This window comes from Sphingorhabdus sp. (genome assembly GCF_044239005.1).
Lineage (GTDB): Bacteria > Pseudomonadota > Alphaproteobacteria > Sphingomonadales > Sphingomonadaceae > Sphingorhabdus_B.
On record NZ_JBIICH010000076.1, the window covers coordinates 1 to 11,059 of the forward strand.

At 57.9% G+C, this 11,059-nt stretch carries 13 protein-coding genes; 10 read left to right on the forward strand and 3 right to left on the reverse strand.

Annotated features, from left to right (window positions below; all coding sequences use genetic code 11):
• The 4 genes from ACILQA_RS07235 to ACILQA_RS07250 all read left to right on the forward strand — a co-directional run.
• The coding region (locus ACILQA_RS07235; protein WP_395629087.1) for a bL21 family ribosomal protein at window positions 1–245 on the forward strand (245 nt) is incomplete at its 5' end.
• A 31-nt stretch (window positions 246–276) separates the two neighbouring features.
• Window positions 277–546, forward strand: a complete 270-nt coding sequence (rpmA, locus tag ACILQA_RS07240) for a 50S ribosomal protein L27 (protein ID WP_183942321.1) — start codon at window positions 277–279, stop codon at window positions 544–546.
• Window positions 547–743: 197 nt separating this feature from the next.
• Window positions 744–1,337 carry a GNAT family N-acetyltransferase gene (locus ACILQA_RS07245; RefSeq protein ID WP_395629088.1) on the forward strand — a complete coding sequence of 198 codons (594 nt, stop codon included), beginning with the start codon at window positions 744–746 and terminating at the stop codon, window positions 1,335–1,337.
• Between the two features lie 73 nt (window positions 1,338–1,410).
• On the forward strand, window positions 1,411–2,043 hold the full coding sequence (locus tag ACILQA_RS07250; protein WP_395629089.1) for a TetR/AcrR family transcriptional regulator: 633 nt from the start codon (window positions 1,411–1,413) through the stop codon (window positions 2,041–2,043).
• On the opposite strand, the gene ACILQA_RS07255 is transcribed toward ACILQA_RS07250, so the two are convergent.
• Window positions 2,040–3,023 (reverse strand): SDR family NAD(P)-dependent oxidoreductase, encoded by a 984-nt coding sequence (locus ACILQA_RS07255; protein WP_395629090.1) that lies wholly within the window; start codon window positions 3,021–3,023, stop codon window positions 2,040–2,042. The genes ACILQA_RS07250 and ACILQA_RS07255 overlap by 4 nt on opposite strands.
• A gap of 330 nt (window positions 3,024–3,353) precedes the next feature.
• Between ACILQA_RS07255 and ACILQA_RS07260 the strand changes: the two genes are divergently transcribed.
• Window positions 3,354–3,818 carry a mobile mystery protein A gene (locus tag ACILQA_RS07260; RefSeq protein ID WP_395629091.1) on the forward strand — a complete coding sequence of 155 codons (465 nt, stop codon included), beginning with the start codon at window positions 3,354–3,356 and terminating at the stop codon, window positions 3,816–3,818.
• Complete coding sequence (locus tag ACILQA_RS07265) at window positions 3,815–4,405, forward strand: mobile mystery protein B (RefSeq protein ID WP_395629092.1); 591 nt, start codon at window positions 3,815–3,817, stop codon at window positions 4,403–4,405. Before ACILQA_RS07260 ends, ACILQA_RS07265 begins: the two co-directional genes overlap by 4 nt.
• Window positions 4,406–4,537: 132 nt before the next feature.
• Here ACILQA_RS07265 and ACILQA_RS07270 read toward each other — a convergent pair whose 3' ends face one another.
• Together ACILQA_RS07270 and panC are read right to left on the reverse strand one after the other, a co-directional pair.
• Window positions 4,538–4,837, reverse strand: a complete 300-nt coding sequence (locus ACILQA_RS07270) for a hypothetical protein (protein WP_395629093.1) — start codon at window positions 4,835–4,837, stop codon at window positions 4,538–4,540.
• Window positions 4,838–4,947: 110 nt separating this feature from the next.
• Window positions 4,948–5,787 (reverse strand): pantoate--beta-alanine ligase, encoded by an 840-nt coding sequence (gene panC, locus ACILQA_RS07275; RefSeq protein WP_395629094.1) that lies wholly within the window; start codon window positions 5,785–5,787, stop codon window positions 4,948–4,950.
• A gap of 112 nt (window positions 5,788–5,899) precedes the next feature.
• Between panC and ACILQA_RS07280 the strand changes: the two genes are divergently transcribed.
• From ACILQA_RS07280 to ACILQA_RS07295, 4 genes are read left to right on the forward strand one after another with little or no spacing between them, the layout of a single operon-like run.
• Window positions 5,900–6,682: a division plane positioning ATPase MipZ gene (locus tag ACILQA_RS07280; RefSeq protein WP_395629095.1), complete on the forward strand. Its 783-nt coding sequence runs from the start codon at window positions 5,900–5,902 to the stop codon at window positions 6,680–6,682.
• A complete protein-coding gene (locus ACILQA_RS07285) occupies window positions 6,682–7,095 on the forward strand; it encodes a hypothetical protein (RefSeq protein ID WP_395629096.1) in 414 nt (137 codons plus the stop codon). Before ACILQA_RS07280 ends, ACILQA_RS07285 begins: the two co-directional genes overlap by 1 nt.
• Before the next feature lie 51 nt (window positions 7,096–7,146).
• A complete protein-coding gene (gene pgmG / locus ACILQA_RS07290) occupies window positions 7,147–8,532 on the forward strand; it encodes a phosphoglucomutase/phosphomannomutase PgmG (RefSeq protein ID WP_395629097.1) in 1,386 nt (461 codons plus the stop codon).
• A 6-nt stretch (window positions 8,533–8,538) separates the two neighbouring features.
• The gene (locus ACILQA_RS07295) at window positions 8,539–11,037 is read left to right on the forward strand and encodes a ligase-associated DNA damage response DEXH box helicase (RefSeq protein WP_395629098.1); all 2,499 of its coding nucleotides are present in this window, start codon (window positions 8,539–8,541) and stop codon (window positions 11,035–11,037) included.
• Window positions 11,038–11,059 lie beyond the last annotated feature (22 nt).

Here is an 11,059-nt window from a genome sequence, read left to right on the forward strand (position 1 = left end):
ACGGCCTGACCGTTTCTGCCGAAATCATTGCGCAAGAGCGCGGCGAAAAGGTGATCGTTTTCAAAAAGCGTCGTCGCCACAATTATCGTCGTAAGCAGGGCCATCGTCAGTCACTGACGCTGCTGCGTATCCTCGCCGTTGGCAAGGAAGAGAAAAAGGCTGCCGCGCCGAAAGCCGAAAAGGCTGAAGCCGCACCAAAGAAAGCCGCTGCGCCCAAAAAGGCTGCAGCTTCAAAGGAAGCTTGAGCGGCAACGCTCTGACTTAGGAGTTTAGACCATGGCACATAAAAAAGCAGGTGGTTCGTCACGCAACGGTCGCGATTCAGCAGGCCGCCGCCTTGGCGTTAAGAAATTCGGTGGCGAAAGCGTCATCGGTGGCAACATTATCATCCGTCAGCGCGGCACCAAGGTTTATCCTGGCGCAGGCGTTGGCCTTGGCAAGGACCACACTTTGTTCGCGCTGGTCGCGGGCCGTGTGCGTTTCCACGCTGGCAAACTTGGCCGCAAATATGTGTCGGTCGACATGGCAGCCGCGGCGGCCGAATAAACAGGACAATCAATACCGGGTTGTCCAGACGGATGACCCGGAAATCGCATCAGGTGGTTTCCACCTTTGAACAGGGAGACGGGTCAACCGGTCTCCCTTTCTTTTTGTCTCATTCTCCCTGTTCTCAGCCTCCTGCGGAGGAACTGTAACATGGCTGTCGCTTTATCATGCAAGGGGCGGCGCAGAATTGGAGAGAAATGATGTTCGCGAGAACCGAAAGATTACTCCTACGGCCGAGCTGGCCCGAAGATGCAGGCGAGCTTCATCAGGCGATCGCCGATGAGGGCATTGTCCGCAATCTCGCCCGCGCGCCTTGGCCCTACACCACCGAGGATGCCGTCCGCTTTGCCACGCAAGAGCATGACGCGCACTTCCCTTCCTTTTTGATGATGCTGCGTACCAATGGTGCGCCGCGCCTAATCGGCGCGTGCGGCATTGGCAACTTCAATAATGACGCCGAACTCGGCTACTGGATCGGCAGGCCATATTGGGGATTGGGCTTCGCCACCGAAGCCAGCCGCGCCGTCATTGAGATAGCCAAGACCATCGGTCACAAGAAATTGGTCGCGAGCCACTTCACCGACAACCCTGCGTCAGGCAAAGTGCTACGCAAGCTTGGCTTTCAAAGCACGGGTAAGACGGCGCTACGCCACAGCAATGGCCGCGGCATTGCGACGACATGCGCGCTGTACGAACGGTCGCTTGGGGATGCCGTCACCGACGATGGAGACATGCGAAGCACACGCCCCGTCGGCTTGCGGGAATATATGGAGCGCCTTGAAGCGGCGTAAGCGACATTCAACGCTATTGGACAAGCAATGCAATTGGCCTAACGTGTAAAATGATAATTACGCACAGGCACTCATGACCACACACGCTTCAAAAATCGTACAACTGAATGATCCCGCCATGCCGCGCCGGTTAAGCCCCGAGGCGAGCCGTTTGGCGGCGCTTGAGGCCGCGCGCGACCTGTTGCTTGAATCGGGTCCGCAGGCCGTTACCCTCAAAGCCGTCGCGGGACGCATTGGCCGCACACACGCCAATTTGCTGCATCATTTCGGCTCAGCCTCCGGGCTGCAGCGCGAGCTTGCTGCCTATATGGGCGACAAAATCTGCAGCAAAATCGGTGCAGCGGTTGTGCAAATGCGCGGCGGCGTGGTGACACCGCACGAGCTGGCTGACTTGATTTTTGACCAGTTCGATCGCGAGGGTGCGGGTGCGCTTGCGTCGTGGATGCTGCTGTCGGGCAATGAAGATGCGCTCGATCCGATTATCGAGGCGATCCATAGACTGGTCGACGAAATCAGCGAAGATGGACAGGACGACACGTCGCTGCATGAACTTACGCTCGAAATGGTGTTGATGGCACTGGGCGACGCATTGTTGGGCGGCCCGATGTCGGCCTCACTTGGCCTACCGCGCGAGACGGGACGGCAAATTGCCGGCCGCAAGTTGGCGGATTCATTCGATGAATGGCAGTCCCAAATTAAGAGCTAAGGCGCGACGCGATAATATTCGCGGTACCACGCGGCAAATTTTTCCAGCCCCTCGGCCAGCATCACTTTGGGTTTATAGCCCGTCAGTGCATGGAGCTTGGACACATCGGCATAGGTGGCGGTCACATCGCCTGGCTGCATTGGCCGCATGACCTTAACGGCCTCATGCCCAATGGCTTTCTCGAGCGTCTCGATCATGTCCATTAACCCAACGGGATGGCTGTCACCAATGTTGAGCACGCGGTGCTCGCCGCCTGCGGGTGGATTATCGAGCGCGCCGATGATGCCGTCGACAATGTCATCAATATAGGTGAAATCGCGCGCCATTTTCCCGTCGCCATAGACTTCGATGGCCTCGCCCTTCAGGATTTTCTGCGTGAAGCTGAAATAGGCCATGTCGGGGCGTCCCCAAGGGCCATAGACCGTAAAGAAGCGCAGGCCCGTTTGCGGGAAGCCGTATAAATTGGCGTAAGACTGGCTCATCAGCTCACATGCGCGTTTGGTCGCGGCGTAAAGTGACACAGGATCGTTGGCGGGTTCATCTTCCTTGAAGCCCTCGCCGCCCATCGGCTTTTCGCCGTAGACCGAACTTGATGAGGCGTAGACGAGATGCTCGAAACCCTCCGCATGGCGGCACGCCTCCATCACGGACAGATGCCCCGCCAGATTTGAACGTTCATATGCGAAGGGGTTTTCAATACTGTACCGCACGCCCGCCTGCGCCGCCAAATGGACCACGCGCACGATGTTGTTGTCGCGGACGAGCGCAGCCATTTGTGCGGCGTCGGCAATGTCGATACGTTCAAATGCGAAGCTGTTGATCCCGGAAAAAGTCGCCAGACGCGCCTCTTTCAGCGCGGGGTCGTAATAGTCATTGACGATATCGACGCCAATGACGCGCTCACCGCGCGCCAACAACCGATGCGCCACGGCATGGCCAATGAAACCGGCTGCGCCTGTTACGAGTATCGGTGCCGGCATGTCAAAACTATCCTTATGCATAAAAAGCAAATTTACGTGACGCAGGAGGCGTCTCACCATCAGCCCTATGCCGTGCGCTTTATCACGGAGCCAAGCTTAAGCAACATTAGCATAGCCACATACGGCGCTATTGAGCGCGGTGACGGCCTCAGACCAGAAGACAAAGGTTTAATATTCAGGGAAGGCTGCGCGCCTCGGGTCCAGTCTTAAAAATGAGATATGCATATTTATATATGCGCATATACATGCGGTTTGCACATATATATAAGGTCAAAATATCTTGATATGCACACATATATATGTCAGTGTGCAATGGAAGGACCTGCATATATGTCACCTGTCCAAGCAATTTTAGCACGAAAAAGTCTCGACCGCCGCCTCGCAGCACTGCGGGGGGAGGCCGTCGCCGTTCCTCCACGCGGTTGGCTTAAGGGCGTTCGCGAGGCCTTGGGATTAAGCACACGCCAGCTGGCCAAGCGAATGGGCGCCGCCTATTCGCGCATAACGGCAATGGAAAAGGCGGAGCCGGCGGGCGCAATAACGATAAAAAGTATGCGCGAGGCAGCCGAGGCGATGGGCTGCACATTCGTCTACGCCATAGTCCCTACGAACTCGCTGGATGACATCGTGCAGCAACAGGCCGCCCGAAAGGCAGAGGCTATGCTTGCGCGGTTCCACCACACCATGCGCCTCGAGAACCAGGCGATGGATGGGGCTGACCTCGTGACCGAACGCCAGCGCATAATTGCGGAACTACTTGCCGGCTCAACGCGCCGCTTGTGGGATGATGCATGACAGACGCACTTTTCCATGAAGATGACGATGCCAATACACCTCTCGATGCAGAGGAGATGCAACAGCTTATACCGTCCTACATCACTTTGCGTCGCGAGTTGAACGAGGCGGAACAGGTCAACATTGCGCATGCCTCAAAATGGTTGTCGTCGCGCCGCAGCGACCCGCTCGATGAAGTCTTCCTGCGCGAACTGCACAGACGCATGTTCGGTCAGGTGTGGCGCTGGGCTGGTCACTATCGCAAGACGGCACGTAACATTGCCGTAGATGCCAACCGTGTCCGGATGGATACTGCGCAGGCACTTGACGATGCGCGCTTCTGGGTCGCGAATGCCACCTACGCTCCCGACGAAATTGCGGTGCGTTTCTCGCACCGGCTAGTGGCAATCCATCCCTTCCCTAACGGTAATGGTCGCCTCTCACGCATGGCTGGCGATTTACTGGCTGTACAACTCGGCCGCCCTCAATTCTCGTGGGGAAGTCACAGCCTCACTGACGCCAACGTTACACGTGCAGCTTACATCGCAGCATTACGCGCGGCCGATGCGCACGATCTGGGGCCCTTGATTTTATTCGCACGCTCCTAGGCGTTCAGCGAATTGATGGAGGCACGCGAAGAGATCTGGCTAGGCTGGATGACTGGCCACTGGCGGCAGGCTACGCTTACCCCATAAAACCCAACGCAAATTCAATTCGACGGCCATTTAATGTCGCGCCAGTCAGGCGGCGCGGCGTTGATCCGTTGCCTGTAGCCATGCACGTGCCTGGCGCTGTGCCTCTGCGATTTCGCGTGCGGTCATCTCGTCCGAGATATCTGCGCGGCACATCGTCGCCGCTTCGCTGCCATTCAGGGCCGCGAGATTGAACCACTTATGCGCCTCAATCAGGTCGACTTCGATACCGCCGCTTCCGCTAGAATAGGCGATGCCCAAGTCGAGTAATGCGTCCGCATCGCCGCGCGCCGCATCGGCCAACCGGCTTTCCATCAAGAAATTCGCGCTTTTGAAACTGTTACCCATGATTACTGTCCCCACATCCACTGTTTGCGGTCAATTTCATCGAACATGGATAACAAATGGTTAACGCAAAACGCGAAAACCGTGTCCAGATTGGAAGGTAAAATATGCGCCTATAGCGGGCAGTTATCCAGCAGGCGCGTCTTGCCGATCTTGGCCGCCACCAACAACCGCGCCTCTCGGCCGTCAACGGCGTACAGTTCCTCAAGTGTCACCGCGTCGGCGAGCGCGAAATAGTCCACCGCATCAAAGCCGCCCGCCAATATTTTTGCAGTCGCGGCTGCAAGCGTTTCGGCGACAGCTTTGCCGCCACGGATATCGCGCACGGCGTCTTCCAACGCCCTTGGCAAAGCCAATGCCGCAGCTCTTTGTGCGGGCGTCAGATATGCATTGCGTGAGGACAGTGCGAGGCCGTCTGTGTCACGCACGATCGGAATGCCCAATATCTCCAGATCGAAGTCGAGATCGCGCGCCATTTGGCGAATGACCGCGAGTTGCTGAAAATCCTTCTCGCCAAAGAGCGCGATATCGGGCTGAACCTGATTGAACAGTTTCGCGACAACAAGCGCGACACCGTCAAAATGCCCGGGGCGTGCACCGCCGCAATATCCGCGACTTGGGCCATCGACATGCAATTTGGTCGCAAAGCCCTGCGGATAGACTGTCGCCGCAGTCGGCGCCCACAAGATGTCGACACCTGTCGCACGCAACAATTCTGAATCGCGTTCAAACGTACGCGGATAGGCGTCGAGATCTTCATTCGGGCCGAATTGGGTTGGATTAACGAAGATGGACACCACCACCGCATCGGCATGGCGCCGCGCATTGTCGACCAGTGCCATATGCCCGTCATGTAATGCCCCCATGGTCGGGACGAGCGCAATGCGTGCGCCCTCCTTTCGCAGGAGGGAAACATTGTGCCGTAATGAAGCAAGTTGATTGATGGTTTGCACGTGTCGGCGGCCTTGTTTAATGGCTTTAAGTGAACCCGCCTATGCGGGACGGCGTGGCGACATTTCAAGGCAAATGTCGGACACAAGATATTTAGGACAGATCCGGGGGAATATGGCCAAGGCACATAACATTGTTTTCGCTAATGAAAAGGGCGGAACGGGTAAGTCGACGACGGCGGTGCATGTCGCCATTGCCCTGGCATCGCGCGGTGCGCGGGTGGCATGTATTGACCTTGATTCACGCCAGCGGACATTGTTTCGCTATCTTGAGAACCGGCGCGACACGATTGCGCGGCGTCGCATCAGCCTGCCCATGCCCGTGTTTGAAGTGTTTGAGCATGATTCTCAGGCGACACTTGACCGGCAAGTCGAACGACTGGGCGCCGAGAATGATTTTCTGATCTTTGACACGCCCGGCCGCGATGACAAATATGCCCGCCTCGTCGCCACGCGCGCAAATACTTTGGTGACCCCAATCAATGACAGCTTTGTAGACTTTGACCTCATCGGCCAAGTCGATGCGGAAAATTTCAAAGTGCGCAAATTGAGCTTCTATGCCGAGCTCATCTGGGAGGCGCGCAAGGAGCGGGCCAAGACAGATGGTGTTACGATCGACTGGATCGTCGTGCGCAACCGGCTGCACAATATGGAGGCGCGCAACCAGCAGCGCATGACCAATGCCATTGCCGAATTGTCGAAGCGTGTGGGTTTCCGGTCCGTGCCGGGCTTGAACGAGCGCGTTATTTATCGTGAGCTTTTCCCGTCGGGACTGACACTGATCGACAAGGGCCATTTGGGACAGCTTGCGACTGCGCATATCGCCGCACGTCAGGAATTGCGCGAACTTGTGACAGGCCTCGCACTTCCCGATCTGCAGGGTTCCATGCTCGTTTAATGGCCTTTCTTGGGCTCCTGATTATCGCCGCGCTGGCGTGGGCGGTCTGGAAGAAAAAGCTGCAATCGCAACAGCTTCTGCCAATATTGCTTGGCATTGGCGGCGCCTTTCTGGCCGCGCGCGGGGGCCTACTGCTTGGGCTCGGCGCAATTGCGATTGCCGCAGCGTGGTATCGCGGGATGACGTGGCGACTGCTGGGCAAAGGCGGGAAAGACAATGACGCGGCAGCGCTTGATGCGGCCCGTGCTCTGCTTGGCGTTTCCCGTTTCGATAATGCTGAGCGCATTCGCGAGCGGCATCGCGTCTTGATTTCCCAAAACCATCCTGATGCAGGCGGCAGCAATGCACAAGCCGCCGCATTGAACAAAGCCCGCGATCTTTTATTAGATGACTTGAACAACAAACGACTGTAATTACTAAACTATACTGTAATTATAAAAATATCTCCCAAAAATAGGCACCCCATGACACATAATTTCCACCCCACTTCGCTACGTGAATATGACATTCGCGGGATCATTGGTGAAACGCTTGGCGCGGATGATGCCTATGCCATCGGTCGTGGCTTTGGCACGTGCCTGGTCCGGGCCGGCGGCAAAAAGGCTGCTGTGGGTTATGACGGCCGCGTCAGCTCACCTATGCTCGAAGAAGCGCTGGTGAAGGGATTGAACGACAGCGGTGTGGACGTTGTGCGTATCGGCATGGGGCCAACGCCCATGCTATATTATGCCGAAGCCGTTCTGGACGACGTAGACGGCGGCATTGAAATAACCGGCAGCCATAATCCAGCCAATTATAATGGCTTCAAAATGGTCCTCATGGGGAAACCGTTTTTTGGCGCGGATATCCAAAAGCTGGGCAGCATGGCGGCGGCAGGGGATTGGACCGCCGGTGAGGGTACTTCCGAGCATTTGGATATCCTTGACCAATATGTCGCCCGCGTTGCCGAAGCGGCGCCGCAAAAGGCATTCCGCATCGGGTGGGACGCAGGCAACGGGGCGGCGGGACCGGCAATTGAAAAGCTGGTCAAGATGTTACCCGGTGAGCACCATCTTTTGTTTGTGGATGTGGATGGCCAGTTTCCCAATCATCATCCCGATCCCACCGACCCCGTAAATCTGGTCGATCTGCAAAGGCTTGTCGCGGAAAAGCATCTCGATTTCGGAGTGGCTTTTGACGGCGATGGCGACCGCATTGGCGCGATTGATGGCGAGGGGCGTGTTATCTGGGGCGACCAATTGCTTCAGATCTTCGCCGAAGACGTGCTGGGCGATGTCCCGGGCGCTACGATTATCGCCGATGTGAAGGCGTCGCAGGCACTGTTTGACCGCGTGGAGCAACTTGGCGGGCAGCCGCTGATGTGGAAAACCGGCCACAGCCTGATTAAGTCCAAAATGAAGGAAACCGGATCGCCCTTGGCGGGCGAAATGAGCGGGCACATCTTCTTCAAGCATGAATATTACGGCTTTGACGACGCGATTTACGCGGCGGTGCGTTTAATGGCGGCCTCGGCCAAGCTCGGCAAAAGCGTCACTGAATTGCGCGGCGATATGCCCGTCATGATCAACACCCCCGAAATGCGTTTTCAAGTCGATGAGACCCGCAAGTTCGCGGTGATCGACGAAGTTCTCGCGCGGGTTTCGGCAGACGGCGCCGACGTCAACAACACCGACGGCGCGCGCGTGAACACGCCCGATGGCTGGTGGTTGCTGCGCGCATCAAACACGCAGGATGTATTGGTCGCACGCGCGGAAGCATCAAGCGAAGAAGGCCTCGACCGACTGATGGCGCAGATTGATGCACAATTGGCGGCATCGGGACTGGAACGCGGAGAGCAAGCAGGGCATTAAGCTCTGGTGACATTACCTTCCATCATCCTCGACTGGTTCGCCGCACGCGATTGGACGCCCCGGCGGCATCAGCTGGAGATGCTGGAGGCGGCACATGATGGGCGGCATGCGCTGCTCGTGGCCGCGACGGGTGCGGGCAAGACGCTGGCCGGATTTTTGCCGACGTTGGCCGAATTAGTTGAAAACATGCGTTCCCCGGCGCAGGCCGGGGTCCAGACTTTACCAACCGGCACTTCAGTTGGGGCTGGATCCCAGCCTGCGCTGGGAAACACTTTAACGCCGGCGACTAGCCTGCACACGCTCTACATCTCGCCACTCAAGGCGCTTGCGGTCGACGTCCGGCGCAATCTGTTGATGCCAATCGAGGAAATGCGCCTGCCCATCCGCGTCGAAGCACGCACGGGCGATACGCCGTCGGACCGCAAGGCGCGGCAGCGGGTGAAGCCGCCGCATATACTGCTAACTACGCCCGAATCATTGTCGCTGCTGCTCAGCCACGAAGACAGCGTGCATATGTTCTCGACGCTCAAGCGCGTGATCATCGATGAAGTGCATGCCTTCGCCAATGGCAAGCGCGGCGACTTGCTCAGCCTGTCGCTTGCGCGCCTGCAAACGCTCGCCCCCAATCTGCAACGCGTTGCTCTATCGGCTACCGTCGCCGATCCCGACGACTATCGCGCATGGCTCGCGCCCCACGGTGACATCGACCAAGTGCGCTTGGTCGAAGGCGAGGCAGCGGCAGAGCCTGACCTAAACATCCTTCTCCCCGAAGGCCGCGTGCCGTGGGCGGGGCACAGCGGGCAGCATGCGATACCGCAGCTGATCGACGAAATCGGCCGCAACAAAATCACGCTGATATTTTGCAACACACGCTTCCTCGCCGAGTTTATCTTCCAGAAGTTATGGGACGCGAATGAGCCCAAATATGCCATCGGCATTCACCACGGATCGCTGTCGATTGAGGCGCGGCGCAAGGTCGAAGGCGCAATGGCCGACGGCAAGCTGCGCGCATTGGTGTGCACGGCCTCGCTCGATCTGGGGGTCGACTGGGGCGATGTCGATTGCGTTATTCAAATGGGTGCGCCCAAGGGATCGTCACGGCTGCTGCAGCGCATTGGCCGGTCGAACCACCGCATGGACGAGCCATCCAAGGCCATCCTCGTGCCCGGCAACCGCTTTGAATATCTGGAGGCGCAGGCCGCCTATGACGCGGTGGCCGAGGGCGTGCGCGATGGCGAGACCTTCCGCCCGGGAAGCTATGACGTCTTGGCGCAGCATGTCATGGGCATTGCCTGCGCGGGTCCGTTTGACGAGGAACAGTTGCTGGCGGAGGTGCAATCTGCCCTGCCCTATTCCGCGATGGGTGCCGCGACCTTTGCCCGCGTCATCGCATTTGTCGCGACAGGTGGCTATTCATTGCGCGCCTATGACCGGTTCAAGAAACTGGTCAAAGACCCCGACGGCAGGTGGCGGCTGTCGCACCCGCAATTTGCCGCGCAGCACCGGTTTAATGCAGGCATCATTGTCGATGCACCTATGCTCGAAATCCGTTTCCGCAATGGCCGCAAATTGGGCAAGGTAGAAGAATCCTTCGCCTCGACGCTCAGCCCCGGTAACACCTTTACCTTTGCCGGCATGGCGCTTGAAGTGGAATCCATCAAGGACCTCGACCTCATCGTCCGCGCCGCGACGAAGCCTGCGACCAACATCCCAAGCTATATGGGTGCGCGCCTGCCGCTCACCACGCATCTTGCGAACAGGGTGCGGCAGATGTTGACCGATCGCGCAGGCTGGGCGCGCTTTCCCGACGAAGTGCGCGAATGGCTCGAAATGCAGGCCTATCGCAGCCAGATGCCCAAGCCCGGCCAGCTTCTCGTCGAGACATTCCCGCACGACAAGCGTCATTATATGGTGACCTATCCGTTCGAAGGTTGGAACGCGCACCAGTCGCTCGGCATGCTGATCACCCGCCGCATGGAAAGCCGTGGCCTGATGCCCATGGGCTTTGTCGCCAGCGATTATGCCTTGGGGGTCTGGAGTTTGCAACCTATCACCGACCCACGCCCACTTTTCTCTTCCGACATTTTGGCGGATGAATTCACCGACTGGGTGGAATCGAGCTATTTATTAAAGCGCGCCTTTCGCGAGGTGGCCGTCATCAGCGGCCTTGTCGAGCGGCAGCATCCCGGCAAGCGCAAGACGGGCAAGCAGGTTACCTTTTCCACTGACCTTATCTATGATGTGCTGCGCAAATATGAACCCGACCATCTGTTGCTTGAGGCGGCGTGGGCCGACGCGCGCACGCGGCTGACCGACGTTGGGCGGCTCGGTGATTTGCTGGACCGCGCCGCCGATACGATGCTGCATGTCGACCTTGAACGCGTCAGCCCACTCGCCGTCCCGTTGCTCGTTATGATTGGCCGCGAGAGTGTGGCGCAGGGGTCGGTTGATGACGCGCTGTTGATGGAGGCCGAAAGCCTCGCCGGTATTGCGATGACGCCGTAAAAAGAAACCGTAGCCTCGACCA